Origin of the sequence: Neobacillus cucumis (assembly GCF_002860255.1) — a bacterium.
GTDB lineage: Bacteria > Bacillota > Bacilli > Bacillales > Cytobacillaceae > Neobacillus > Neobacillus cucumis_A.
Genome location: NZ_PGVE01000004.1, coordinates 49,695 through 74,755 on the forward strand (window position 1 = coordinate 49,695; position 25,061 = coordinate 74,755).

Genomic DNA, 25,061 nt, shown 5'->3' on the forward strand with positions numbered 1-25,061 from the left:
TTCTTTGCCCTTTTTCTGTAAAGGAAATTTTAATAGTATTGCGACACAAGCCAAACGAGTGTTATGATGAGCGTGACCTCAATCTATTGGGGCCAAAAGGTTATATTCTAATTCTTTGAATGAAAACGTTTAAGGATATGTGTTTTCTTCTTCACGTCTCGTCTAGCTCATGCACCTCCTCCCATTTCTTTTTAGAAATCCCTTTATCTGCAGTTGAATAAGTACTGCTTAGGGACGAGGTGCGGGCTTTTTTTGTTATATATTAATGAATGAGAACACGAGCAGAGTATAGTCTAGCTAGGGAGAATTGTGCGATGAAAAAGTCAATTGTATCTCTTAAGGGAATTTCTTTTCAATATGATACACAGGAACGCTATGCCCTGAAAAATGTGAGCTTTGATATCTATGAAGGTGAATGGCTCGCTATTGTCGGGCATAATGGCTCTGGTAAATCAACTATGGCAAAATTATTAAACGGTCTTCAGTTTCCCCAAGAAGGCGAAATCCTTATTGATAACTTAAAGCTGACGGAAGAAACGATTTGGGACATTCGAAAAAGAATTGGAATGGTTTTTCAAAATCCTGATAACCAATTTGTGGGAACGACGGTACAGGATGATGTGGCTTTTGGTTTAGAAAATAATGGGGTACCTCGTGAAGAAATGGTGCAGCGTGTGGAGGATTCATTGAAAAAAGTAAAGATGGATCAATTTCTATATCAAGAGCCACACCATCTATCAGGTGGACAGAAGCAACGCGTAGCCATTGCTGGTGTTTTAGCGTTAAGGCCGTCAATTATAATTCTCGATGAAGCAACCTCTATGCTGGATCCTAGAGGGCGTGAGGAAGTATTGGAGACAGTTCGTTTGTTAAAACAAGAGAAGTCCTTAACCGTTATCTCCATTACCCATGACCTTGACGAGGCAGCTAAAGCTGACCGAATTATTGTAATGAATCGTGGAGAAGTATTTCGTGAGGGCACACCAGAAGAGATTTTTGCCATGGATGAACAATTGATTGAATTAGGATTAGACATTCCTTTCTCAGTTAAAATGAGTAAGGCATTTCGTCAGCATGGATTGAAACTATCAAAGTATTATTTATCGGAAGAAGAGTTGGTGACAGAGTTATGGACATCTCGCTTCAGCATGTAGATTACCGATATCAAGCAAATACACCTTTTGAGCGGCTGGCCATTGAAGATGTCTCCATTGAAATTCCAGCAGGCACCTATTTGGCCATTATTGGTCATACTGGTTCGGGGAAATCAACAGTCTTGCAGCACTTAAATGCACTCCTGCAGCCCTCCAATGGGAAGGTGAAAATCGGTCAGCATGAAATTATAGCAGGGCAAAAAAATAAACAGTTAAAACCTGTCCGACAAAAGGTAGGGATAGTGTTTCAATTCCCAGAGCATCAATTATTTGAGGAAACTGTTGAAAAGGATATTATTTTTGGCCCAATGAATTTTGGTGTCTCCGAAACGGAGGCTAAGGAGAGGGCAAGACGTGCCTTAAAACAAGTCGGCCTTACAGAAGATATCTTAGAAAAATCGCCATTTGATCTATCAGGCGGGCAAATGAGGCGTGTGGCTATTGCGGGTGTACTCGCAATGGAACCTGAGGTCATCGTCCTAGACGAGCCTACGGCAGGTTTAGATCCGAGAGGCCGTAAAGAAATTATGGATATGTTTTATGCACTCCATAAGGAAAGAAAACTCTCTACCATCCTAGTTACTCATAGTATGGAAGATGCTGCAAGGTATGCCGACCAAATTGTGATCATGCAGCAAGGGAAAGTGGCGAAAAAAGGGACTCCTGAGGAAATCTTCTCTTCAACGGATGAGCTATTGAAAATGGGGCTAGATGTACCGGAAGTAGTTCGTTTTCAGTTAAAGCTAGAAGAGCAAGGCATAAAGCTAGATAAAATTTATCTCACGATTGACGAATTAACGTCAGAGGTTACTGAGGTATTAAGCAGGGGTGTCCGCTCATGATGGAAAAAATGATTTTTGGCCGTTATGTCCCTGCGGATTCAACTGTTCACAAAATGGACCCTCGCTCAAAACTGGTCATTATCTTTTTATTTGTTTGTATTATCTTTTTGGCTAATAACTGGATTACCTATGCACTTATTGGTATTTATACTTTCTATATGCTTGGTATGTCAAAGATTCCTGCCCGTTTTTTATACGGTGGGCTCAAACCGGTAATATGGCTTGTTTTATTTACTTTAATCCTGCAGTTATTTTTTACTAAGCAAGGGGACCTTCTATTTAAATTTGGACCTGTAGAGATATATGAAGAAGGAGTTAGACAAGGGATCTTTATTTCCCTCAGATTCTTCTTCTTAATTCTTATGACATCTTTATTGACACTAACGACAAGTCCGATTGAAATCACAGATGGTATGGAAACTCTTTTAAATCCATTAAAGAAGATCCGGTTTCCAGTACATGAGATGGCGTTAATGATGTCTATCTCTTTACGTTTTATCCCTACGCTGATGCAGGAAACGGACAAGATTATGAAAGCACAAATTGCTCGAGGTGTTGAGTTTGACAGCGGACCGTTAAAGGAGCGGATGAAAGCGGTAATTCCGCTTTTGATTCCTTTGTTTGTCAGCGCCTTTAAACGTGCAGAGGAGCTTGCTATAGCCATGGAGGCACGGGGCTACCGCGGCGGTGAGGGAAGGACAAAATACCGTCAGCTCAGCTGGGGAACAGTGGATACAATCCAAATCCTTTTATTAGCTGTGTTAACTATTTTACTAATCCTATTACGGTCATAATGGAGCGAAATGATGCAAAGGTATAAGTCGATTATTTCTTATGATGGATCAGGGTTTTCCGGTTACCAAGTTCAGCCAAATAAACGTACCGTTCAATCCGAACTGGAAGCAGTCTTAGCTAAGATGCATAAAGGGAAGCCTATTAAAGTTTCTGCATCTGGAAGAACTGATGCAGGAGTCCATGCAAAAGGGCAGGTCATTCATTTTGATTCACCCCTTCCGATTTCAGAGGAAAAATGGGAAATAGCCCTTAATTCACTGCTGCCGGTGGATATATCTGTCCTTTCAGTTATAAAAGTAGATTCGTCGTTTCATGCTAGATTTGATGCGAGAGGAAAAGAATATCACTATGTCCTGCAGCTTTCGAAGAAAAGGGATCCCTTTCAGCGGCATTTTGCTTATCAATATCCCTACTCATTAAATTTAGAGGCTATGATGCAAGCGAGTCGTCATTTCATTGGGACCCATGATTTTACGAGTTTTTGCTCTGCAAAGACGGAGGTTGAGGATAGAATTCGCACCATTGAGACGATTGATTTTTTCCTTGATGGGGATTTTCTGACGCTTCGTTTTGTGGGTAATGGGTTTTTATATAACATGGTTCGCATTCTGACAGGTACTTTAATAGAAGTTGGTACTGGAAAACGAAAGCCGGAACAAATGGTGGATATTTTGGGAGAAAAGGATCGCCGTGTTGCCGGTAAGACCGCTCCATCTCAAGGTCTATATCTTTGGAAAGTATTTTATGATTAAAATTTCTAAAACAACCTAACCTGGTGTAACATTTTCTTGACATTTAGACCTGTAGTATTTATTATATTAAATGTGCGTGTTTTTAATCCCACGATAAAGCCCCGGAAAGTCTTCATCGTGATTGAAAATATATGATTTGAAAAATTACTGCACGAGGGCATTAGATGTTTATTCCCGGAACAGAATAGAACGCTGATAGCTTTAAAAGTGCGAAAATAATAATCTTTAATGGATTTAATAGGAGGGAAACTCATGCGTTCAACGTTTATGGCAAATGCCAACAATATCGAGCGTAAATGGTATGTGATTGATGCAGAAGGCAAAACTCTTGGTCGTCTTGCTTCTGAAGTAGCTTCAATCTTACGCGGTAAAAACAAACCAACTTTTACACCACATGTTGACACTGGTGATAATGTAATTATCCTTAATGCTTCTAAAGTAGAACTAACTGGTAAGAAATTAACTGACAAGATCTACTACCGTCACACAATGCACCCAGGTGGTTTGAAAACTAGAACTGCTCTTGAAATGCGTACAAACTACGCTGAGAAAATGATCGAGCTTGCTGTTAAAGGCATGCTTCCAAAGAATTCTCTTGGTCGTCAAATGTTCAAAAAATTACACGTGTATGCTGGCAGTGAGCATCCACACCAAGCACAAAAACCTGAAGTTTACGAACTTCGCGGTTAATTAAGAGGGAGGGACAAAAACTATGGCACAAGTTCAATATATCGGTACTGGTCGCCGTAAGAGCTCTGTCGCACGTGTGCGCTTAGTTCCTGGCACAGGTAAAATTGTAGTTAATGGTCGTGAAATCGAAGATTATATCCCATTCGAAGCATTACGTGTTGTTGTAAGACAACCACTAGTTGCAACTGAAACAGTTGGCAGCTATGATGTTCTTGTAAACGTAAGCGGCGGTGGATACACTGGTCAAGCTGGCGCAATCCGCCACGGTATTGCCCGTGCATTACTTCAAGCTGATCCAGAATTCCGTCCAACATTAAAGCGCGCAGGTTTATTAACTCGTGATGCACGTATGAAAGAGCGTAAGAAATACGGTCTTAAAGGTGCTCGTCGTGCGCCTCAGTTCTCAAAACGTTAATTTTGGCGTTTCAAAGACTCTCAGTCATTTTGGCTGGGGGTCTTTTTTATGCTTAAAATGAGTAATTGATCGTACAACAGTACAATTAAACTTTTGATTAAAGAACTATTTGTTCATTAAGGGGATTGGTCATCATTTATGAGATAAAGTTGAATTCATCGAAAACTAATCACTAGCATTTTTAAAAGTGGAAGGAAAAATTAGTTGCTATTTGCATAATTTTTGTGCTTTGGGTAATTATACCATTGTTCTTATAAAAATTAGAATCCTTAAGGAGGTTTAAAGACTCTAAGTGGAATAATTTATCATCAAAAATTCAATTTATTATTTCATAATGTCAGGAGGGTATTTCCGTGATGCGATTTTTAAAGTCATTAGGTTTAGTTTTGCTAGCGAGTATGGTTATAGTTGGCTGTCAGTCGAATAACAAGAATAATGCAAAAAACAAAGGGGAAACCAAGGAATCCAACCAGGCAAATCAGGAAGATGAGACAGGATTCCCAAATTGGGGGTATGACTTTCAACATACCCGACATGTGCCCTATAAAGAGATTACAAAAGCTAATGTAAAAAAAATGGGGATTGCATGGCAGCAGGATATATTAGATTGGAATAAGGATGTTCCAAATTTACAAGAGGATTTCCCTGTCATCCACGACGGGGTCATGTATGTGACCAGCGCGAAAAATCATGTGTTTGCGATTGATGCCGCAAGTGGAAAGAAACTATGGGTATGGACACCGCCCAAGGACGTACTTGATCATCTTAATAGTTTGCCATGGCAGTCCAATGTGGCAAGCAGGGGTGTCGCAGTGGCCAATGGAAATGTATTTGTCTTAATGATAGATAATCGGCTGGCTAAACTTGATGCGAAGAACGGAAAACTGTTAAAAATGGTCAACTTTTGGGACCATGAACCTTCTATCAAGTTGGAAAACAGATATTATGAATCTTCAGCTCCGATGTATTATGATGGCAACGTTTACGTTGGAAGCAGTGGCGGTGATAATGGTACACGAGGTTTTGTTTGGGCGTTTAAAGCAGATACCTTGGAACCGCTATGGAAAGAGCCGTTTTGGACCGTTCCTGAAAGAGGAACGGGCTGGGCGAAGGGTAAATATACGGGCGGAGGCTCCGTATGGACACCGATGTCATTTGATCCAGATACTGACATGATGTATTTTGCAGTAGGGAATCCAGCTCCGGACTTTTACGATGCAGATAGAAAAGGAAAAAATCCATATACCGATTCTATTGTTGCTTTAGATAGTAAAACAGGGAAATTTAAGTGGTCATCCAATCAAGTAGACCATGATATATGGGATTATGACGCTGCCGCAACACCGATGATTCTCAATGCAAAGGTGGGTGGGAAAAAACAAAAGGTTGTGGTTGAAGGCGGTAAGAATGGAAAGTGGTATGCATGGGACGCAAAAACAGGGAAAACCATTTATGATGGGGTACCTTTTGTAAAAATTCAACATTCAGACGTACCAAGCGATGAGAGTAAAGCTGTACTTCAATGGCCAGGAACGCCAGGTGGAGAAAGCTATGCTCCAGAGACTTATGACCCTGAAACCAACTATGTGCTTATTCCAGGTATTAATAGTCCTAATTTAATGGTAGCAGCTAAAGATGCAGAAGAGATTGCAAAAGATAATAATACCTTCCCAGGAACAAAGATCCTTCCTTTGCCAAAGGATGTTGATGTTTCTGGTACCATTACAGCAATTGATATGAATACAGGGAAAAAAGTATATCAAAATAAAACGGACGATCCGATGTATGGCGGTTTCACAAGTACTGCTGCCGGTCTTGCTTTTTACGGGGAATTGGGTGGAAACGTAAATGCTCTTGATATTAAAACAGGTAAAGTATTATGGAGTATGCAAAGTGGAGGAAAACAAATCAAAATGGCACCTTCCATATATACAGTTGACGGCAAAGAATATGTTGCAGTCATTACTGGCGGTACGAAGGTTGTTGTTTATGGTCTCGGAGGGAAGTTAAAACCTGGAGCTATAAATAAAAATGCAAAATTACAAGGGGAAGCAGACGTTGTTATCGATCCGGAAAAGGTTTACAAAAGAAGTTGTGTATCTTGTCACGGGGATCAGCTTCAGGGCGCAACAGCTCCAAATCTTCAACACATAGGTAAAACTATGACCAAAGATGAAATATTGAATCAAATACTAAATGGCGGCGATCGCATGCCAGCGGGCCTAGCTAAAGGTGCAGAGGCTGAAGCACTAGCAGATTGGCTATCCAAAAAGAAATGATTTTTACTCTAGAAGCAATCCGAGTCTGATTCCTTTAACGGACTCAGATTGTTTCTTAAAAGGATGAATATAGATTGGCGAAACATCAGATATTCACGAAAAATAAGGATGGTGTTAAAATGAGGAAATTACCGAACTATACCGTGCGATTCATTGGTGCCGCCTTATGTATTTCCTTACTCTTTGGATTTGCCTTCCCAACTTTGACTAATGCTCAATCGAGTAAAGGCTTAGGTTCATCCGAGGATAACGGAATCAGGTTAACCATCAATGACTATTCCATAATAAACCACGGCCAAGACATTCAGCTGCATTATACGATAACCTCAAATTCAAATATACAAGTTAGTTCGAATACTAAAAGTTTAATTGAAAACCCGTATATTTGGATTGGGCATACGTTAGTTCGTGAGGAATCAGAATCGTTTAAGAAAGTAAGTAATAATGAGTATAAAGGAACGATAATAGCACAGATGCATCATTACCGAACCGATAATACTGAAATGTCATTTCATACACATGGCATAGTGAATCAAAAGGGTCAATGGACAGTTAATTTTATGTTAAAGAGTAGTCAGTACTGAGGTAGATGTTGAAAAACTAAAAGTATCACGTATCATACTTAAATCGTACGGGATAAATCTTTTGAAGTATTAAAGACCGTTTACAATTGAAGAATTTGTGAATAAATGGATGTTTTTAACCTGAGTTTTGATAAGCTCAGGTTGTTTTTTTTGTCAGGTAAATTTGCAGCATTTTGCAAAATACGAGTTTACTTTTGGACAACTTCAGGTTGAATTTTTAGTTATTTTGGTGTTTCAGCCGACATAAGATAGTTTTGAAAAGTAAAATACGACACCCCTTTAATAAATAATTATTATTGAAGGTGTCTTGAAAGGGGGGGAGCACATGTGGTTAAAGCCTGAGTACGAAATTATCAACACGTCTTGCGAGGTGACGATGTATTCGTACATCGCCAAGTAACACAGACTGTTTGCCTCTTGTTCATGATTTTACCAAAACACGGAGGGTGTGCCAATGAATCGTTACTTAAAATCAGTGATGGGCTTGATGGTCGGGGGTGCTACAGCAGGAGGATGGCTGCTTGTCGATCTCCTGCTTCCTGATCCAATAGGGGACTATTTGCTATTTATCCTGATGGCTGTAGTAAATATGGCGATAGGTTGGCAGGTTGGCAGGTTATTTGGAAAATCGAAGAATATTGAAAAAAACAATGCCCTCATTGAAGGGAAGGGACTGAAACCAAATTCGAATTAGAGTATTAGGAGCAGCGGCTGGAGGAGGTTTTCCGCAGTGGAACTGTGCCTGTCCCAATTGTCGGGCTGTCCGCTCAGGAAACGATTCACTCCGGCCGTTATTACAATCTTCGCTTGCGGTAACTGCCAATGAAAAGGACTGGTACCTCATCAATGCAGGCCCGGATATTCTCAGGCAAATTGAATCGTTTGCTTCCCTAAATGCAGGTCCTGGGATAAGAGAGACCCCTATTGCAGGTGTTTTTTTAACCGATGCGGAGCTCGACCATACGATCGGGTTATTGTCACTGCGGGAGGGCTCTAGTATGACGATTTATGGGACCAAGATGGTAAGAAGCTGCTTGCAGTCCGCTTTTCCGGTGTTTCCAATGCTAAAAAACTATTGTTCATGGGAATGGCAGTCTTTTAATCCAGGCATTCGGCAAAAAGTGGGACCATTACATGAAGAAGATGGAGGAACCATCATCGTGGAGCCGGTTCCCGTTTCGAAAAAACCGCCGCTCTATGCCAAGTCGACCCAAGAGCTGGACTGTCATGAAGAGATTTGGGAGGTTGGACTTGTTCTTCATAATGAGGGTTCGGGCAGGTGTCTTGCTTTTTTTCCTACATTAGAAAAGATCACTCCTGCTATAGAAGCTTGCTTAAAAAAAGCCGATATCCTGATGGTAGATGGAACTTTTTGGTCGGAAGATGAATTAACCGGGATGGGGGCAGCCGCTCGTGACGCAAAAAGCATGGGCCACTTACCGATTAGCGGACCAACAGGCACTTTGGAATTATTAGCCTCTTTCCCGGCAGAAAGAAAAATTCTAATCCACATTAATAACAGCAACCCTATTTTGAAAAAGGATTCAGTGGAAAGGAATATATTAGAGCGGCTTGGTATTGAAGTTGCCTATGATGGCATGGAACTGGAGGTGTGATGATGCTGGAACAAAAAGGATTCGTCAACCGTAATAAAGAAAGAGAGGAGCTTTGGACGGCGGATGAATTCACGGGGCGGCTAAGGAATGTAGGGCGTTCTTCCTATCATGACAAACATCCATTTCATATCGTAATGCACCAAGGAAACTTAAGCAAAGAACAGATCCGCGGCTGGGTGGCCAACCGATACTACTACCAGAAATCAGTCCCAATTAAAGATGCAGCCATCCTGTCCAATCTGCCGTCAAGGGAAATGAGGCGAGAGTGGATCGGCCGTATTCTTGATCATGACGGAAGGCCTGGAGAAGATGGCGGCATTGAAGCATGGCTGCGGTTGGGAGAAGCGGTAGGATTGTCTCGGGAAGAAGTCATACGGGAGGAACATGTTGTCCCGGGTGTTCGATTTGCTGTGGATGCTTATGTGAACTTCGCCCGGACAAAACCGTGGATTGAAGCTGTTGCCTCCAGCTTGACGGAATTGTTCTCGCCTGACCTTATCTCAAAAAGGATAAAAGTTTTTGAGCAGCTGTATCCTTGGATTGACCGTTCAGGGCTTGATTATTTTCAAAGCCGCTTGACTCAAGCACCAAGTGATTCGGATGTGGCACTTAGACTTGTTTTAACTCATTGTCAAACACCAGAAGCACAGCAACGGGCTGTTAACGCCTTGCGGTTCAAATGTGATGTATTATGGGCACAGCTTGATGCGATTGAAAAGGCCTATCCCTGAATCGTAAAATGGGAAGAATAAATGATTGGTGGTGGAGTTTATTTTTGTAGCTGGCAGTCTTCCAAAACTCGCTGCAAAGGCGCGATTAAAATTTGATAAGGTGAGAGAAAAACATCTCCTTTTGCTACCGGAAAAGGTTGTAGTCCTAAACGAAACGGCAGCATCGATCCTTCGTTTATGCGACGGGAGCCAGACCGTGAACACCATCACTGAATCCATCAGGACCTCTCTAATGGTAGGCTCAGAAACTAGGAATTCGGGTGCTTTGCCTGATTTGAAAACAATGGAGGCAGACATTTCCGGATTTTTACAGGAGATGGCGGATCAGGGATGGGTGGTGCTTCACCATGAAAGCGAATTACCATAGTGCGGTTCAACCTCCTTATTCGCTGCTTGCTGAGTTAACCCATCGCTGTCCTTTGAATTGTCCGTATTGTTCAAACCCTATTGAAATGGCTAAAGAATCAATGGAACTTTCAACGGAGGAATGGAGCCGGGTTTTGTGGGAAGCTGCTGAATTGGGAGTAGTAGAAGTTCATTTTTCTGGCGGCGAACCGCTTTTGCGGGATGATCTGGAACCCCTTATCAGACACGCTGCTGCATTAGAGATGTATAGCAATCTCATTACAAGCGGCATCGGCTTAACAACGGAAAAAGCGATACGGCTTAAGGAAGCCGGTTTAGTAAATGTGCAGGTGAGCTTTCAAGCGGCAGAAGCGAAGCTTTCCGATTTTATCGGCGGATACAAAGCCTTTGAAAAAAAACGGGAAGCTATCACTGCTGTAAAAAAGGCAGAAATGCATTTATCATTAAATGTGGTGTTACACCGAATGAATCTTGATCAGGTGGATGAGATCATTCGGTTTGCGGAAGAAATGGGGGCCGAACGGTTGGAGCTGGCGAACACCCAGTATTATAACTGGGCGCTGCTAAATCGGGAGAAACTGCTGCCAAGCTGGGACCAGATTGAGCGTGCAAGTGCAGTCTATGAAGCCGCCAAAGCACGACTGAAGCAAAAAATGGAAATTATATGGGTTATTCCTGATTATTATGCATCTGCACCCAAGCCTTGTATGGGGGGATGGGGAGCTATTGGTCTTACGGTAGCGCCGAATGGAATTGCCCTGCCGTGTCCAACCGCCGGTATAATAAAAGGGTTATCTTTTGAAAACGTCCGTGAGTCATCGCTAGAATATATTTGGTATGAATCAGAATCTTTTAACTGTTTCCGGGGGGAAGAAGGGATGCCCCAAGCTTGTCTCAGCTGTGATTTAAGGCACCAAGATGGAGGAGGTTGCCGCTGTCAGGCTTTTGCCTTAACGGGAGATGCTTATGCGACGGACCCAGTCTGCCAATGGGCACCGGAACATCATTTAATTGAAAAAGCTGTACAGGATGCCAACAACAAACCGATTGAATCATCCTCACCCCTAATCTATCGGAGGTATTCTCAGGATCGATCTGCAATAAAACGGTTATTAAAAAAATAGGGGTTACCAAAGTGGTGCTGCAGGGGACACGTACATACCCTGCAGCACCACTTTTTTTCGTCTTTGTTCATATCAATAGTGAAAGGGCTTAGCATACCCTGAGGTTTCCGGGTGATGGTAAGCAAAATATCAATATTCTGTTTTAAAATTTTTGAATAAGTCCCTTCCATTTACCTGGTATATCAAATCTCCCTTTCCAGTCCTTAAGGTTATCCATCCATTTACAATAAATCCTCTGTAAATAGGTAATGCCACGGTTAACTTTGTTTGTTTATCAAATAAAATAAAGGAAATTGAGAATTGACGGCATTTTAGGTAGAAACTGGGTAAACTAAATATTACCTACATAAATGAAAAGGTAGTGATCAAAATGAAGTTTCCAGGAATTGATCAAATTCACCCGGTGGTCAAGCGGCTCATGCTGATAAATTTTATTCGCAGTATTGGACAAGGCATGATGGTAGTGGAACTAGCTTTGTATCTCGATGTGCTAGGGTGGAGCACGGCAGCGATTGGCAGTGTGCTTGCTGCAGGAGGATTACTCGGTGTTTTCCTTGCACCCTTTATAGGTGTTTATAGTGACAGGCTTGGCAGAAAACCGTTTGTCCTTATTTCTGAACTAGTTACCGCCGGATGTGCACTGGTCGGGGTATTAACCACTAACCCCATTTTTTTGTCTATTGCGATTACACTTTCTGGATTTGGAAAAGCAGACGCTGGTTCACCCAGTCCATGTGCCCCTGCAGAGCAGGCCTGGCTGGCATCCTTTGTCCCAACAGCAGAACGCGGCAGAATATACAGTTTGAATAATGCTCTCAGTTTTTTCGGAATGGGGGTTGGAGCAGTGCTAGCGGGGGCTGCATCTCTTTTGAAAACTGGAGTATCTCCTTATGTCCTTTTATTCTGCTATATTCTCGTTGCATCGTTGATCACAGCCTCCATCATTCTAACCATTCAAGGAGGAGAAGCCGAAAACCGACAAGGAAACAAAAAAGAGGGACGGAGGAATGAAGAAAAGAAAATCTTGCATGAAGAAAATGCAGCAGTATTGAAACTTGCAGCCATTAACATACTTAATGGGATTGCCATCGGGCTTACCGGGCCGATGATGTCCTATTGGTTTTCGGCTAAATTTGGGGCAAGCCATGCTCAAATTGGTAGCACATTGGCTGTTACTTTCTTCATGACCGGAATTACCTCCATTTTACAAGCAAGATTATCTCATAAACATGGGACAATCCGGTCCATTGTTTTCATCCGTTTTATCGGAAGTCTGCTTTTAATTTTGATGCCCTTACTATCATCATACGCACTCGTTTCTGTCATTTATATGCTTCGAACGGCTTTAAATCGAGGTACGCAGGGGGCACAGCAGGCGCTAAGTGTGAGTTTAACACGTAACCAGCGGAGCGGCTTTGCGTCAAGCATCAATCTTTTTTCAATGAGGCTGCCCACCTCCATTGGACCGTATATTACAGGCTATCTTTTTGGATTGGGTTCCCTATCCCTGCCTTTTTACATAGCCTCATGTCTACAACTCAGTTTCGCTTATTTATACGGTAGACTATTTTCTTCTTACGATATTCGCATGAGATCGCATGCTTCATCGGGTTGAGGGTCTTAGGTTAAAAATACAGTCCCTGGAGTTTCTGAAAAAACCAAAGAACATGTAGACGGTTTAAAAATATATAAATAAGTAAAAGGAGCTCTATAAAATGGTAACGGGTTCCGTTCCCTATCGCAAACCTTAAAAATGTAAGTTTAAATGAGTGCCAATTTGCATATGAAATTGACACTCATTTTTTATTGGGGTAAAACCATTTGTGCTGAAATTTCATAAAAATTTGTATAGGGAAATGCACCCTAAAATGTGGGGGTACAATGGCTGTTGTACCCCTACAATTTCCCCCTCAATTTGTCTTACAAAAAATGCTACACAACACATTATAATTGGGATATATATGTTAAGATGAAGTCTTATCCTTACTTGTGTAACCGGTGATATTTTTAAAACTTCCACTAACGAGTAGCGATTCTTGAAAAATTAGGAATTACTAATTGAAGTATCAGGGGCGTTATGTACAACTGACAAAAAAATGGATAGTAAAAACGGCTCAGTATAGTGAACTGAGGCATTTTTTTATAATTGCAAAAACAGATACAAAAAGCAGTACAAATTGGACTACATTTTCGATTTCATTTTTGGGTTTTGCGACTGGAAACGGAACCGTTTAAAAAAAGCGATTGACTATATTTCGATTAATTACTACACAGCCACTTCTACTGCTGTACTCTCATCACAATTGCATTTTAGATCCCTCCTAAATTTAAACTTCTACTAACAAGCAGATTCCTTTTGATCCTCAAATTAAAATAGGCTTTTACATTAGTAACAACGCCCCAGAAAAGACCATATTTTGTTGAAGGGAGTACATCAGTACCAGAAATTTCATTTACACAAATTGACCAATTTACTTATTCCACTCTCAATTCAGGTTTCTGTTTTACCTGGGGATTAAATACAAAGGGGAGGATAAAATGCAAAATTATCAAAATGAGCTGCAAGGGTTGGCAATTGACCCTTATCAAACTGGTGAGTTAGTTCCAATCGGTCCACAAATCCAGGATTCTCGCATGTGGGGACGCTGCGGGGGCTTTCGTTGCGGAGGCTTTGGTCGTTGCGGGGGCTTCCATCGTTGCGGAGGCTTCGGCTGTTTCGGTTGTGGTGGTTGTGGCGGTTGTGGAGGCTGTGGAGGCTGCTTTGGTTGTGGCGGCTTTGGCTGCGTAGGCATTGGCTTTGGTTGTTTTGGCTTTGGCATCGGTTTTATTTAATCTTGTCTATTGAGAACTACAGGAAGAGATATTGTTTTATGAAGAAAGTGCTCCCGCACCGACTTGTGCTGCGGGGGCACTTCTTAGTTTTTACGTCTGAGCTTCCTGACGTAACGGTTAGATCCTCAAAGTAAAATAGGCTTTTACATCAGTAACAATGTCCTAGAAAAAACATAATTTGTTGAAGAGAGTACACGAATGTCAGATTGTTATACAAAACTGAATATTAACACACATCACTCTCTACCAGAGTTACCTGATGATTAAATACAAAGGGGAGGAAAAAATGCAGAATTTTCAAAATGATTTACAAGGATTGGGATTGGATCCATATCAAACTGGTGCGTTAGTTCCAATGGATCTACAGAGCCAGGATCCGCGCTTGCATGGCGGTTTCCGATGTGGCGGCGGGATGCGTTGCGGAGGTTTCGGTGGTGGCGGTTTCCGATGCGGTGGCTTCCGTTGTGGCGGCTTCCGATGTGGTGGTTTCCGATGTGGAGGTTTTGGCTGCTTTGGTTTTAGCTGTTTCGGCTTTGCTTGTGGAGGCTGTGGCGGTTGTGGCGGTTGCTATGCCGGCTATGACGGCTACTATAGCTGTTATAACTGTGTCAGCGTTGTTGTTGTTTAAATATTGTTTTGACTGCTTGAAATTTCCTGACAAATTTTATAATAAATGCTGTAAAGAAGTGTCCCTAGGATTGTGCATGGGCACTTCTTTATTGCATTTATCATATTGGACAAAAAATCATACATAAACTGATAGTGCGTAAGTAGTAATAATTATGAATAAGGAGGTACGAAATGGCAGAACTTAACTCGTCCTCGCTTTTGAAGGTCAAAAGGGATACATTTTTTCTCCCGGATCCAAAAGGGGGTGTCTACTTTAGAAATAACTTAAGTTCATTCCGAATGGAAGGCAATACAATCTATCAGTGGATTGAAAAATTACTGCCGATGTTTAATGGGGAGCAAACATTGGAAGAATTGACTCGAGGCTTAACTGGACCGTACCGTGATAGGGTATATGAAATCGGAGAAACGTTGTACAAGAATGGGTTTCTACGGGATATCAGCAAAGATAGTCCCCATGAATTAAGTCGACAAGTTCTTGAAAAGTATGCTTCACAAATTGAATTCATTGAGAGTTTTACCGATTCGGGTGCGTTCCATTTTCAAAAATATCGTCAAACTAAGGTTCTGGCTATTGGCTCTGGATCCTTCTTGGTATCGTTGGTTTCTGCCCTAGTAAATTCGGGACTGCCTAAAATAAATGTAATGGTAACAGATTCGGACCAAACGAATAAGAAGCGGCTCCGTGAACTGGTGCAGGATGCGAGGAAGAAAGATTCCGATGTGGAATTTGTGGAAGTACCCTATCATATAGGTGTGGGGAAGAATTTTTGGAAAGAAACTGTTCAGGCTTATGATTGGATTTTGTATGTTTCTCAGGATGGAAATGTAAATCAATTAAGAAATCTAAATCATGTTTGTAAAGAAGAAAAGAAGGCATTTCTCCCGGCAATATGTTTAGAAAAAGTTGGACTCTCGGGTCCGTTAACTCATCCAGAATCAGAGGGATGCTTCGAGTCTGCATGGCGCAGAATTCATCAATCTTCCCTACAGGCCGATGGGCAGCCAAAGTCTTTCTCTTCCACATCAGGGGCGATTTTGGCAAATGTTTCTGTATTCGAATTATTCAAGAAGGCTGCAGGAATAGCAGATTCAAATCAAAGTAATCAAATTTACCTGCTTGATCTTGAAACGATGGAGGGAGACTGGCTTTCATTCATCACACATCCATCAGTAATGTCTTCAAATCTTACACCTGAACAGGTTGAAGATCTTAATTTAAAATTAAAACAAGAATCAGACAGGATTAAACAGCAAGGGCTGCTTTTGGAATATTTCAGTCGCTTAACTTCAAAAGAAATAGGTATTTTCCATACCTGGGAGGAACGTAATTTAATACAGCTTCCTCTTTCCCAGTGCTATGTCCAGGCCGTTGATCCAGTGTCAGAGGGACCGGCAAAACTGCTGCCGGAAGTTATCTGTTCGGGAATGACACATGAAGAAGCAAGAATAAATGCCGGTCTGAAGGGCATTGAAATGTATGTTTCCAAAATGATCGATTCCCTTAAGCTTGGCTTCCATAAACAGACAGATATAGTGGGCGTTAATCTTCCAGAGGGGTTTCTTGGCATCGGTGCAGGGGAAACAACCGCAGAAGCTGTTTGTCGAGGGCTGCAAGCCTATCTGGATGAAAAATTGAAAAAGGGACAGGAGGACCACCTGAATAAGGTTTTTCGTGTGCCGATTGGAGTTATAGAGGATAAAAGATGCAGATTTTATTTAAATGCCCTGACTACCTTGAACGGTACGCCGGCCATTGGTTTAAAAGAAGATGTATTAGGCTTCCCGATTGTATGGGTAAGGTCAAATGGCTGTTGGTACACAGGGACAGGTTTAAACACAACATTGGCATTACAAAATACATTGCGGCAAGCTTTGATGGACGCTCAAAACCAAATAAATTCTGTTGTTAGGCAAGAGAAGGAGTCTATGATTTATCTGGAAAAAGAGGAAACCAAACTCGAAATCCCCTCTTGTGATGACATAACACAATTAGAGTTATTACAATCTTCAATAGATGTCTTGAAAAGAAACGGCAAAAAGCTATTTGTCTATGACCTGTCAATAGAGCCTTTTTTAAAACAAGAATTGGCAGGGGTGTATGGTGTGCAGGTACGAGAGGGGGATTCCCTATGACTGCCCATATTCTCATTAATGGAGACGGTTTATTAGCGGATTATGTCTCGGGTCAATTGTCCACCAACTATCTAGTAAGACGTCAAGGCATTTTCGAAGAGATTCCAGAACAAACAGATTTAGCTCTGGTGCTCAGCGATGCTTGGCATCCATCCCTCCATCAAAAAGCGGAAGAGAGATTTAGGGCAGCAGGTATCCCTTGGCTTCGAGGTTTCGTTTCGTTTGGTGAGGGGATCATTGGTCCATTAGTACGGCAAGACAGGCCAGGATGTTCTCTCTGTGCTGACAAACGGCGCCTGATAGCCGGACCTGATCGCCCTGAAATGCGGGACATTCAAATAAGATTGACAGCAGGGGCGGGTGTCCAGCGTGATGCATGGGCTTCAAGAACGGGCCTATCGCAAATGGCCATCTTCATCAGTAACGAAGTGAAGAAAGTGCTTCAAGGAGAACCCTCCCCCTTAGAAGAAAGGATGTTCATTACCAATCTGAGAACGTTAACTATCTCCAGTCACGTTTTCTTGCCTGATCCATTGTGCTCGATTTGCAGTCCATTACCTGAAGACACGCCAGAATTAGCTCATATTAGGTTAGAGTCAAGCCCAAAATTAAATGGTATCGGTTATCGCTGCCGTTCGATGGATGAATTGAAAACAGTGCTGGTCGAAGACTATCTGGATGATCGTACGGGCATCATGAATGGAAAAATGGAGGATCTCAGGCTGCCATTTGCCGATGTTTTGGTTAACATGCCGTTGTTTGGGGCTGACGAGGGCGTAGCTGGCCGTTCTAATTCTTATGAAATAAGTGAGTTAACGGCCATTTTGGAGGGGTTAGAGCGATATTGTGGAATCGAGCCTCAAGGTAAAAGAAAGAAAGTTCGTGATAGTTATCATCATTTAAAGCATATCGCATTAAATCCGGCTAGTGTCGGTTTACATGATCAGGAACAATATGCAAAACCCCATTTTCCGTTTAAACCGTTTCATCCTGATGACCCAATGAATTGGGTCTGGGGTTATTCGTTTTTACAAGAACGTCCTGTACTCGTTCCAGAGTTACTCGCCTATTACAGTTTGGGCTTTGGGGAGGGCTTTGTTTATGAAACCTCAAACGGGTGTGCATTAGGAGGAAGCATGGAGGAAGCTATATTCCATGGCATTATGGAGGTTATCGAGCGGGATTCCTTCTTGTTAACATGGTATGCACAGCTGCCCCTTCCTCGTCTTGATCTTCGTTCAGCAAATGATAAAGAATTAGAGTTGATGGTGGATAGGATACGTGAGGTTCAGGGCTATGACGTTTATTTTTACAATTCGACGATGGAACATGAGATCCCAAGTGTTTGGGCAGTGGCAAAAAACAGAAGATCAAAGGGTGTGAACCTCATTTGCGCGGCAGGAGCAAATCCGGATCCTGTAAGAGCGGTAAAGAGCTCGATTTACGAGCTCGCTGGAATGATGGTTAGGCATGACGATAAATTGGAGGGAAACCGGCAGAAATATGAAGAAATGCTAAAAGATCCATTTGCAGTTCGTACCATGGAGGACCATGGGCTGCTCTATGGTCTGAAGGAGGCAGAGGAACGGTTCAATTTTTTATTACATGATCATCGTCCATTACGAACGTTTGCGGAGGAGTTTAAACAGCCTCTGGAGAATACCGATTTGAAGGATGATCTTCAGGATATTCTTCAGAAATTCCGCCAGTTAGATCTTGAGGTCATTGTGGTGGACCAAACAACGCCAATAACCAAACGAAACGGATTATTCTGTGTTAAGGTATTGATTCCTGGTATGCTGCCGATGACATTCGGGCATCACCTTACCCGTGTCCAAGGGCTGGAAAGGGTGTTTCAAGTACCGATGAAACTTGGATTTACCAAACAGAGGTTAACGTATGAACAGCTAAATCCTTATCCCCATCCGTTCCCATAATTGAAATGTAGGAGGTTTAAGATTGAAACTGGAAACATTTCTGCACCACCTTCACTTTGACCCGGAAAAAATCAATCCTCCGGATTGGGAAGTAAATTGGGAAGATGCGCCGCTTCCCTATAAACTGTACCGCGGCCTGCCAGAGATTCCACTATCCGGAGAGGTACCGTTAACTCTTAAGACACGAGAAACTCATGCAGAACCCCGGCTTGAGGAGCTTGGTCATTTCTTATGGTATGTGTACGGCCTTACTCAATACGCTCAATCCGCTTTCATCGAGGACCCAGAAGAAAAAGCTGCTGTAAGCTATGCCCAGTTATTACGAAGATTTGTTCCTTCTGGAGGGGCATTGTATCCTAATGAATTATATGTGTATATAAAGCTGGAAGACACACCACCGGGAATTTACCATTACGATGTAGCCCATCATCGTCTTCTATTGCTCCGTGAAGGAAATTATGATCCGTACTTATCCAGATGTCTTGGAAATAGCTTTGATCTTACAGATTGTTTCTGTACTGTTTTTGTCTCGACGGTTTTTTGGAAAAACTACTATAAATATAATAATTTTTCCTACAGGCTTCAGGGGCTCGATGCAGGTGTAGCGATTGGGCAAGCGTTGGAAGTGGCCAATCAGATGGGGTTTTCATCACGGGTATGTTACCAATTTCTTGATCGTTCGATAAATCATTTACTTGGGTTATCCGAACAGGACGAAAGTGTATATGCGGTGCTCCCATTATCCATTTATCCATCTATCCATTGTGTTGACAGCTTTAATAGTCAAGAAAATGTTTCAGCCATTGAATTGTCCAAGGAAGTACCCATGCTGAAGTATGAAACGTATAACCGTTCAAAGAAAATTCTGGAATACCCGCTGCTTAAGAAGATGAATGAGGAATCGATGTTTGAAACAACGCAGTCATTTGTGAAGATAAAAAAAGATGAGCGTGATAACCTTTCTTTAGGTACAGAATTCATCATGCTGCCATTTAATGAGCCCTTTTCATATGACCTTGCTTCTGTTTGCAGAGAGCGGCATTCTCCTAATACTGATTTTATGATAGGCAAAGTCAGTCAAACTCAACTATCCATTTTGCTTAAGGAAACTTTTTCTAAACCGTATCAGAATGACCTGGACGACACGCAGAGGGAATCTAAGACTCGTGTTTCTTTGTATGGCTGTTTGTATAATGTGGAGGGAGTTCCAAATGGGGCTTACGCTTATGACAAATGCGCTCATGGACTTTCCAGAATAGCTCATGGAGATTATCGGGAGTTTTTACAATATGGATTAACCATGCCCACTGTAAATCTTTTTCAAGTGCCGCTTTGCCTTCATATTGTTGGAGAAAAGGATCACCTCAAAGAGAAGTTGGGATATAGAGGATATCGTATTCAACAGATGGAGGCCGGTATTCTCTTACAACGTCTGCTCTTAGTGTCATGTGCCTTAGGGATGGGAGGGCACCCGCTGCTGGGATTCGATGCAAACCAAACGGATGAACTTTATAGGATCAATTTGAAAGGAGAAACAAGCTTGATCCAAATTCCAGTAGGCTGGTACCGCCCCCGCGCTTGGTTAAAAGGGAGTTTGCTTAGTTAGAAGAGACCATTTTGTTTATAGTTCTAGTTCTTTTAATTTATAAAATTTTACTGATTTTCATAAATCCCAAGACTCTAAACCATATTGGTTGGAGTCTTTTTTGCTTATAAAATTTTATATATCTCAAATGTACTATCCAAGGGTAATGATTGCCCGTATACATTAATAAACATTAGGGTTATTTCCTCACGCGATCAATTGTAAATACATAAGATAGTTTAACAGGACTGAGAAAGGGGGATATTACAGTGCCTTCAGTTATTAATTTAGGAATTATGAACATAAATTCTACTCAGCCAAGTTCGGCCGTTTTCGTTGGCGAAGGTGTGGTAAATGGAATGGATGCTAACAGGAAATATAATTTAAGCATGGGCGGTGTCTATGGCTTTAATAATGTAACTGCAGGAAATATAAATAATATTGCAGATAGTTTTGAAATGATAGACGGGGTTATTTTTGATCAGGATCTAAAGCCGAATATTGGAGGCGGAGGGAATATATAAGGAGTTAACATGATAAAAAACAATAAACCCTCTGATTAATCAAGGGTTTTTTTGCAATCCTCTTTTTGGGGTTCTACGTTTGCTTTGGGCTCTTGTTCATGATTGGTTAATGAGGCGGTCATTGAGGCCAAGTTATTACGATCACCATGAATATTTCCTAAGCCTTGGTTGTGTTTTTTGTTGTTTTTAAAGTCTTCGATAAAATTGTTCCCAATACTAAAGCATGAAGCACCTTCGATCGTTCCGATTTTAATCGTGCCAATATGAAAGGTTGGAGACAAAATGGGGGAAGCCATGATTTATTCATTCCTCTCTTTTTGGTTGTTTTCGATCCATAGGTTTTCTATGACCGTATTTTCATCTCCGGATAATACCCCAAGCACTTCGTTAACCGCCTGTTTTGAACGAAACTTATTAAGTGTATTTTTTTCACCCATAAAATATCCTGATGAATGACCGATGTTAGTAATGGTAATATCCCCTAAGTTTAAATTAATCATTAAATTTGTTCTCCTTTCCCCACCCTGCCTTAAGAATAGAAAACATTTTCGCGCATGATTTAGCCGACTTCAGATAACTACATTAGTCTATTCAAATAATGGGCGGATGACACAGTTTTTTTAGTTAGGGAACCAGACCCCTTTTAGTTACATAAAGTAAGAATACCTAAATGTAGATAAAGTGGTGACAATAGATGTTAAGATCATTAAATTTTAATTTTGCCGGTGGTATTCATATTCAAACGATGCAAAGGCAATCTGGTATTTTTATTGGAGAGAGAAATGTTGCGGTTGGCTGGAGTTCACATGGTAAAGAAAACAGTGTGATTGGAGCTATTAGTGGCCAATCCAATCTTCTGCTTCATAATATTTCTATACTAAATGATCCTGATCTTGTAGATACACCAATTGATGATCGTGACATCAATATCTCTTTTGAAAATCCAGGTGATGAAAATACAACAACAAATCTTACACTTGAAAGTATCAATGTCAATAGAATGGAACAAAACAGCTCTGTCTTCCTTGGAAGGGCTCATGTTACTGGGATGGACGCCAATCAAAAATCAAATACTTCACAGGCTGCTGTAAACGGAAATTACAATCAACAGGTAAGTAATTTAAATATCAATAATGACCAGGATATGATAGATGCAATAATTGACGATCGGGATATTAAAATAACGAATATGGAAAGAGATATCTGATGTTGATTTTACCAGGAATACAATTTGTTACTGATCATAATGAAATCGAAATCCTTTTGAAGTTTTAATAATATTATCTTCATTAGAGGGGGATTTTGCAGACATGGTCTCCTTTTTAATATCTTTAGGATTCAATTGCATATTTAGTGATTCAGCTAATTCATTTGTCGTACTAATATTATTTCCTATAATTAACTTTCCGCTTAATTCGTCAATTTTAATATTGTCTAAACGAAAGACTATATTTTCTAAATGTTCTATTTGGACCGTGTCGAAATGTATATTTCGCATCCGACTTTCTGATGGCTGCTGTTCTAATAACTCAATAATCCGATCTAATTTGTTTATAATGTGAGAGTTTAATTTATTTTCCTCTTCCTTTTCATTCTTTTTCTTTCGAAAAGAAAACAGTCCAAACATATTTTCCCTCCTTTACAAGGCGGTACAGGGGGACCAAATAATTCATTGGCTTTTTTTAAATCATGATGAAGCTTACCATTTTTAAGCTTGTTATTAATATATGGCAACATGGTCAAATGAATATCTATATTTGAATGAAAGCTGTACTTAAAAGGGGAGAAACGTATGGTTTTTTACCCGGAAAAATTATCAGTTAAAACAAATAAAAACTCTCGGCTTAAAGACCGAGAGTTTTGTACTTTTAATATCAGATACAAATCTAGATGGAACAAGAGATAGATTAATCTATAACCCCTGACTCCGTAATCGTAACATTTGCACGAATGTTCACTTTTAAATGATGATAGTCCGTTTCCCATTTATTAAAATTGAATCCTCTTGTTTTGCTTTTAATAAAATGTCCGAATCCTACAGGGTCAATATTTTTTGATTGAAACCTTTTTGTTAACTTGAGACATTCGTTTTCAATTTCTTTTTCCAGTTTTTTTTCTAACTGATCAATTAACTTTGGTGTCACACGAACACCAGAATATTCATTTAATATGGCTTTTACCTTTATCTGAACATTAACCTTATAGGGATTTCTTGAGGAAAGCTTCATTTTATAATTTGAGCGGATACTTTCAATAACTGCTGAATTCTTGTTATGCTCCACTTTTAACGTTCCTTGACTATATTTATCTACTAGCAGCTTAAAATAAAACATCTTAGAGGCGGGGATCGTATCGACGACCAAACCATACCTAAAAAAGCTAAGACCGCTAATCTCCACATTTGTCTTCCCCAATTTGCTTAACTGAGGAAGATAGGGTGTCTTACCTTTTTGATTAAAATCAAATAAAAAACGTTGAAGGTCCGTTTTAGGTACATCCTTTGATTTCATATTTTGGCGGATCAGATTGGATAGATAAATCGCATTTCCTCTTTTTCCATAATCCCCTTTAATGATGTCCTTTGATTCACCTTCTGTTACAGCAAGGTATAATCTTGCACCAATACTGGGATCCCGTTGAAAGGAATCAATTAAGTCAAGAATTCCTTTATCCTTCGCAAGTTTTTCGCCAAAAAGGACGACTTTAAGACTCCCTGTGACAAGCGGATCGGACGATTGACGCTGTACATCTCTTAAAAAATCCCTGCTTAAATTAGAAGAAGCTGAGAATGTTTTGTTTTCTACATTTTTATCCGGTAAATAGACAGGTACTAATGCGGTTCCACGAATCTTACCATTTATATAGTCATAAGCTGATCCGGTTTCAAGATTAACATCATCTAAGATTTCCTTTTGTACACATCCTCCAAGAAATATAGTAAAGATAATGAGGGATAGTCTCTTTCTCATTTTTTCTTCACCTTCTTCACAATCAAAACTAGAAAAAAGAGTAAGGGAATATAAACATAATTCAGGAAAAAGGCAATCTTACCAGTATAGTCGATGAGAGTGTTAATTTGTCCGCGTGTTTTAAAGAAATTGATTGTAACTAACACAATCATTGATAGTAACAAAACTCCATACTTCTGTTTTATCTTAGTCACTCGTTTTAAAATACGGCTTCCACACCAAAGGGCAATACAAAAATTAGGCAGGATCAGGATGTTCCAGTTTGCAATCCCGATGTATTCAAACCGTTCCACAAAAGGCATCTCTACCACTTTCCACATCGTCAAAGTAGCCCAGATACTTTTCTGAAGCTGTCCTTCAGAAAAATAAGCAAAGGTGATAATGGTAATAGATGTATAGAGAAAGGTCGTATAAAAGACACCCCAATGCGCCCATTTCTTTGATTTTTGCGGATCCTTGATATACGGATAAAAAAACAAAAGTATTTCATACCCAAGATAAGTAAGTGAAGTATGGTATGCAGCCATAATGAGATCCTTGATGGAGTGATCAAAGACTGGCAGTAAATTTCTTAAATCAGCATATGGAACGGTAAAGAAAAAAGTAAAGATTAAATAAGCAGGAAGGACAACTCCAAAAAAAGCCACGCCCGTTACCGTTCGAAAACCGCCAAATATAATATAAATGGCTAAGCCGCAAAAAGCGAGGGAATACCAAAAGGTACTCATATCCTGAAACATCCAGACTTGGATGACTTCTATAAAGGTTCGAAGTGTCGTTAAAGCAACAAGTATAAAATAAAGAATGAAAGGCAAGGATAGCAGCTTGCCTATTTTATTGCCAAAAATGTACGTATGGGCTGTGATTACATCTCCATTTACAGTTTCAAGGATTCTGTACATCATCCATAAAATGAGATGAATACTTAACCCGGCAAACAAAACTGAAATCCAAGCGTCATATCCTGCTGTCATAGCGATAATCCGCTGGAATCCTAAAACCCCAATCCCAATTTGCATCGTATGGACGAGAAAAAAAACTAAAAAAGGCGATATCTTTGCTTTTTCAGGTACTAATTGTTCCATAGCCCTTCCTCCGCT

General features: G+C 40.6%; 27 protein-coding genes. 22 read left to right on the forward strand and 5 right to left on the reverse strand.

Going from position 1 to position 25,061, the window contains the following annotated elements; translation table 11 throughout:
* Positions 1-314: 314 nt before the first annotated feature.
* The 21 genes from CVD27_RS00520 (at position 315) to CVD27_RS00620 (ending at position 20,992) form a co-directional block, all read left to right on the forward strand.
* Entirely contained in the window at positions 315-1,154 is an 840-nt protein-coding gene (locus CVD27_RS00520) for an energy-coupling factor ABC transporter ATP-binding protein (protein ID WP_101645952.1), read from the forward strand.
* Positions 1,130-1,996: an energy-coupling factor ABC transporter ATP-binding protein gene (locus tag CVD27_RS00525; RefSeq protein ID WP_101645953.1), complete on the forward strand. Its 867-nt coding sequence runs from the start codon at positions 1,130-1,132 to the stop codon at positions 1,994-1,996. Before CVD27_RS00520 ends, CVD27_RS00525 begins: the two co-directional genes overlap by 25 nt.
* Entirely contained in the window at positions 1,993-2,790 is a 798-nt protein-coding gene (locus tag CVD27_RS00530) for an energy-coupling factor transporter transmembrane component T family protein (protein ID WP_101645954.1), read from the forward strand. The genes CVD27_RS00525 and CVD27_RS00530 overlap by 4 nt, the downstream gene beginning before the upstream one ends.
* Before the next feature lie 12 nt (positions 2,791-2,802).
* Positions 2,803-3,543, forward strand: a complete 741-nt coding sequence (gene truA, locus CVD27_RS00535; protein ID WP_180960105.1) for a tRNA pseudouridine(38-40) synthase TruA — start codon at positions 2,803-2,805, stop codon at positions 3,541-3,543.
* Between the two features lie 252 nt (positions 3,544-3,795).
* A complete protein-coding gene (gene rplM, locus CVD27_RS00540; RefSeq protein ID WP_098533177.1) occupies positions 3,796-4,233 on the forward strand; it encodes a 50S ribosomal protein L13 in 438 nt (145 codons plus the stop codon).
* Between the two features lie 22 nt (positions 4,234-4,255).
* On the forward strand, positions 4,256-4,648 hold the full coding sequence (gene rpsI / locus CVD27_RS00545; RefSeq protein ID WP_098533175.1) for a 30S ribosomal protein S9: 393 nt from the start codon (positions 4,256-4,258) through the stop codon (positions 4,646-4,648).
* A gap of 356 nt (positions 4,649-5,004) precedes the next feature.
* Positions 5,005-6,927: an outer membrane protein assembly factor BamB family protein gene (locus CVD27_RS00550; RefSeq protein WP_257984211.1), complete on the forward strand. Its 1,923-nt coding sequence runs from the start codon at positions 5,005-5,007 to the stop codon at positions 6,925-6,927.
* 74 nt (positions 6,928-7,001) lie between these two features.
* The gene (locus CVD27_RS00555; protein ID WP_101645957.1) at positions 7,002-7,511 is read left to right on the forward strand and encodes a hypothetical protein; all 510 of its coding nucleotides are present in this window, start codon (positions 7,002-7,004) and stop codon (positions 7,509-7,511) included.
* A gap of 325 nt (positions 7,512-7,836) precedes the next feature.
* Positions 7,837-7,911: a pyrroloquinoline quinone precursor peptide PqqA gene (pqqA, locus tag CVD27_RS29025; protein WP_205182009.1), complete on the forward strand. Its 75-nt coding sequence runs from the start codon at positions 7,837-7,839 to the stop codon at positions 7,909-7,911.
* 54 nt (positions 7,912-7,965) lie between these two features.
* The gene (locus CVD27_RS00565) at positions 7,966-8,205 is read left to right on the forward strand and encodes a hypothetical protein (protein WP_101645959.1); all 240 of its coding nucleotides are present in this window, start codon (positions 7,966-7,968) and stop codon (positions 8,203-8,205) included.
* On the forward strand, positions 8,201-9,127 hold the full coding sequence (gene pqqB, locus CVD27_RS00570; RefSeq protein ID WP_257984212.1) for a pyrroloquinoline quinone biosynthesis protein PqqB: 927 nt from the start codon (positions 8,201-8,203) through the stop codon (positions 9,125-9,127). Before CVD27_RS00565 ends, pqqB begins: the two co-directional genes overlap by 5 nt.
* A 2-nt stretch (positions 9,128-9,129) precedes the next feature.
* On the forward strand, positions 9,130-9,858 hold the full coding sequence (gene pqqC / locus CVD27_RS00575) for a pyrroloquinoline-quinone synthase PqqC (RefSeq protein ID WP_101645961.1): 729 nt from the start codon (positions 9,130-9,132) through the stop codon (positions 9,856-9,858).
* Positions 9,859-9,886: 28 nt separating this feature from the next.
* Positions 9,887-10,225, forward strand: a complete 339-nt coding sequence (pqqD, locus tag CVD27_RS00580) for a pyrroloquinoline quinone biosynthesis peptide chaperone PqqD (protein WP_257984213.1) — start codon at positions 9,887-9,889, stop codon at positions 10,223-10,225.
* A complete protein-coding gene (gene pqqE / locus CVD27_RS00585) occupies positions 10,206-11,348 on the forward strand; it encodes a pyrroloquinoline quinone biosynthesis protein PqqE (RefSeq protein ID WP_101645962.1) in 1,143 nt (380 codons plus the stop codon). The genes pqqD and pqqE overlap by 20 nt, the downstream gene beginning before the upstream one ends.
* 370 nt (positions 11,349-11,718) lie before the next feature.
* A complete protein-coding gene (locus tag CVD27_RS00590; protein ID WP_101645963.1) occupies positions 11,719-12,963 on the forward strand; it encodes an MFS transporter in 1,245 nt (414 codons plus the stop codon).
* A 923-nt stretch (positions 12,964-13,886) separates the two neighbouring features.
* Positions 13,887-14,180: a heterocycloanthracin/sonorensin family bacteriocin gene (locus tag CVD27_RS00595; RefSeq protein WP_101645964.1), complete on the forward strand. Its 294-nt coding sequence runs from the start codon at positions 13,887-13,889 to the stop codon at positions 14,178-14,180.
* Positions 14,181-14,466: 286 nt separating this feature from the next.
* Positions 14,467-14,808: a heterocycloanthracin/sonorensin family bacteriocin gene (locus tag CVD27_RS29030; protein ID WP_101645965.1), complete on the forward strand. Its 342-nt coding sequence runs from the start codon at positions 14,467-14,469 to the stop codon at positions 14,806-14,808.
* A gap of 173 nt (positions 14,809-14,981) precedes the next feature.
* On the forward strand, positions 14,982-16,946 hold the full coding sequence (locus CVD27_RS00605; RefSeq protein ID WP_101645966.1) for a putative thiazole-containing bacteriocin maturation protein: 1,965 nt from the start codon (positions 14,982-14,984) through the stop codon (positions 16,944-16,946).
* Positions 16,943-18,883 (forward strand): TOMM precursor leader peptide-binding protein, encoded by a 1,941-nt coding sequence (locus CVD27_RS00610; RefSeq protein ID WP_101645967.1) that lies wholly within the window; start codon positions 16,943-16,945, stop codon positions 18,881-18,883. Before CVD27_RS00605 ends, CVD27_RS00610 begins: the two co-directional genes overlap by 4 nt.
* A 22-nt stretch (positions 18,884-18,905) precedes the next feature.
* Positions 18,906-20,489 carry a SagB family peptide dehydrogenase gene (locus CVD27_RS00615; protein ID WP_101645968.1) on the forward strand — a complete coding sequence of 528 codons (1,584 nt, stop codon included), beginning with the start codon at positions 18,906-18,908 and terminating at the stop codon, positions 20,487-20,489.
* Positions 20,490-20,737: 248 nt separating this feature from the next.
* Positions 20,738-20,992, forward strand: coding sequence for a hypothetical protein (locus tag CVD27_RS00620; protein ID WP_101645969.1), 255 nt, complete (start codon positions 20,738-20,740; stop codon positions 20,990-20,992).
* 35 nt (positions 20,993-21,027) lie between these two features.
* Here the strand turns inward: CVD27_RS00620 and CVD27_RS00625 are convergent, their stop codons facing one another.
* Both CVD27_RS00625 and CVD27_RS00630 read right to left on the reverse strand, forming a co-directional pair.
* Positions 21,028-21,273: a hypothetical protein gene (locus CVD27_RS00625; protein WP_180960106.1), complete on the reverse strand. Its 246-nt coding sequence runs from the start codon at positions 21,271-21,273 to the stop codon at positions 21,028-21,030.
* A gap of 18 nt (positions 21,274-21,291) precedes the next feature.
* The gene (locus CVD27_RS00630; RefSeq protein WP_101645971.1) at positions 21,292-21,492 is read right to left on the reverse strand and encodes a hypothetical protein; all 201 of its coding nucleotides are present in this window, start codon (positions 21,490-21,492) and stop codon (positions 21,292-21,294) included.
* 194 nt (positions 21,493-21,686) lie between these two features.
* Here CVD27_RS00630 and CVD27_RS00635 point away from each other — a divergent pair, with 194 nt between their 5' ends.
* On the forward strand, positions 21,687-22,199 hold the full coding sequence (locus CVD27_RS00635; protein ID WP_101645972.1) for a hypothetical protein: 513 nt from the start codon (positions 21,687-21,689) through the stop codon (positions 22,197-22,199).
* A gap of 27 nt (positions 22,200-22,226) precedes the next feature.
* Here CVD27_RS00635 and CVD27_RS00640 read toward each other — a convergent pair whose 3' ends face one another.
* The 3 genes from CVD27_RS00640 to CVD27_RS00650 all read right to left on the reverse strand — a co-directional run bounded on the left by CVD27_RS00640 (position 22,227) and on the right by CVD27_RS00650 (position 25,046).
* Positions 22,227-22,619, reverse strand: coding sequence for a hypothetical protein (locus CVD27_RS00640; protein WP_101645973.1), 393 nt, complete (start codon positions 22,617-22,619; stop codon positions 22,227-22,229).
* Positions 22,620-22,899: 280 nt separating this feature from the next.
* On the reverse strand, positions 22,900-23,961 hold the full coding sequence (locus tag CVD27_RS00645; protein ID WP_101645974.1) for a Ger(x)C family spore germination protein: 1,062 nt from the start codon (positions 23,959-23,961) through the stop codon (positions 22,900-22,902).
* A complete protein-coding gene (locus CVD27_RS00650; RefSeq protein ID WP_101645975.1) occupies positions 23,958-25,046 on the reverse strand; it encodes a GerAB/ArcD/ProY family transporter in 1,089 nt (362 codons plus the stop codon). The genes CVD27_RS00645 and CVD27_RS00650 overlap by 4 nt, the downstream gene beginning before the upstream one ends.
* Positions 25,047-25,061 lie beyond the last annotated feature (15 nt).

Bases quoted from the DNA above. Each gene is read 5' to 3' on its own strand.
- CVD27_RS00520 (WP_101645952.1), top strand. From the start codon at position 315: ATGAAAAAGTCAATTGTATCTCTTAAGGGAATTTCTTTTCAATATGAT.
- CVD27_RS00525 (WP_101645953.1), top strand. From the start codon at position 1,130: ATGGACATCTCGCTTCAGCATGTAGATTACCGATATCAAGCAAATACA.
- CVD27_RS00530 (WP_101645954.1), top strand. From the start codon at position 1,993: ATGATGGAAAAAATGATTTTTGGCCGTTATGTCCCTGCGGATTCAACT.
- truA (WP_180960105.1), top strand. From the start codon at position 2,803: ATGCAAAGGTATAAGTCGATTATTTCTTATGATGGATCAGGGTTTTCC.
- rplM (WP_098533177.1), top strand. From the start codon at position 3,796: ATGCGTTCAACGTTTATGGCAAATGCCAACAATATCGAGCGTAAATGG.
- rpsI (WP_098533175.1), top strand. From the start codon at position 4,256: ATGGCACAAGTTCAATATATCGGTACTGGTCGCCGTAAGAGCTCTGTC.
- CVD27_RS00550 (WP_257984211.1), top strand. From the start codon at position 5,005: ATGCGATTTTTAAAGTCATTAGGTTTAGTTTTGCTAGCGAGTATGGTT.
- CVD27_RS00565 (WP_101645959.1), top strand. From the start codon at position 7,966: ATGAATCGTTACTTAAAATCAGTGATGGGCTTGATGGTCGGGGGTGCT.
- pqqC (WP_101645961.1), top strand. From the start codon at position 9,130: ATGCTGGAACAAAAAGGATTCGTCAACCGTAATAAAGAAAGAGAGGAG.
- pqqE (WP_101645962.1), top strand. From the start codon at position 10,206: ATGAAAGCGAATTACCATAGTGCGGTTCAACCTCCTTATTCGCTGCTT.
- CVD27_RS00590 (WP_101645963.1), top strand. From the start codon at position 11,719: ATGAAGTTTCCAGGAATTGATCAAATTCACCCGGTGGTCAAGCGGCTC.
- CVD27_RS00595 (WP_101645964.1), top strand. From the start codon at position 13,887: ATGCAAAATTATCAAAATGAGCTGCAAGGGTTGGCAATTGACCCTTAT.
- CVD27_RS29030 (WP_101645965.1), top strand. From the start codon at position 14,467: ATGCAGAATTTTCAAAATGATTTACAAGGATTGGGATTGGATCCATAT.
- CVD27_RS00605 (WP_101645966.1), top strand. From the start codon at position 14,982: ATGGCAGAACTTAACTCGTCCTCGCTTTTGAAGGTCAAAAGGGATACA.
- CVD27_RS00610 (WP_101645967.1), top strand. From the start codon at position 16,943: ATGACTGCCCATATTCTCATTAATGGAGACGGTTTATTAGCGGATTAT.
- CVD27_RS00630 (WP_101645971.1), bottom strand. From the start codon at position 21,492: ATGATTAATTTAAACTTAGGGGATATTACCATTACTAACATCGGTCAT.
- CVD27_RS00635 (WP_101645972.1), top strand. From the start codon at position 21,687: ATGTTAAGATCATTAAATTTTAATTTTGCCGGTGGTATTCATATTCAA.
- CVD27_RS00640 (WP_101645973.1), bottom strand. From the start codon at position 22,619: ATGTTTGGACTGTTTTCTTTTCGAAAGAAAAAGAATGAAAAGGAAGAG.
- CVD27_RS00645 (WP_101645974.1), bottom strand. From the start codon at position 23,961: ATGAGAAAGAGACTATCCCTCATTATCTTTACTATATTTCTTGGAGGA.
- CVD27_RS00650 (WP_101645975.1), bottom strand. From the start codon at position 25,046: ATGGAACAATTAGTACCTGAAAAAGCAAAGATATCGCCTTTTTTAGTT.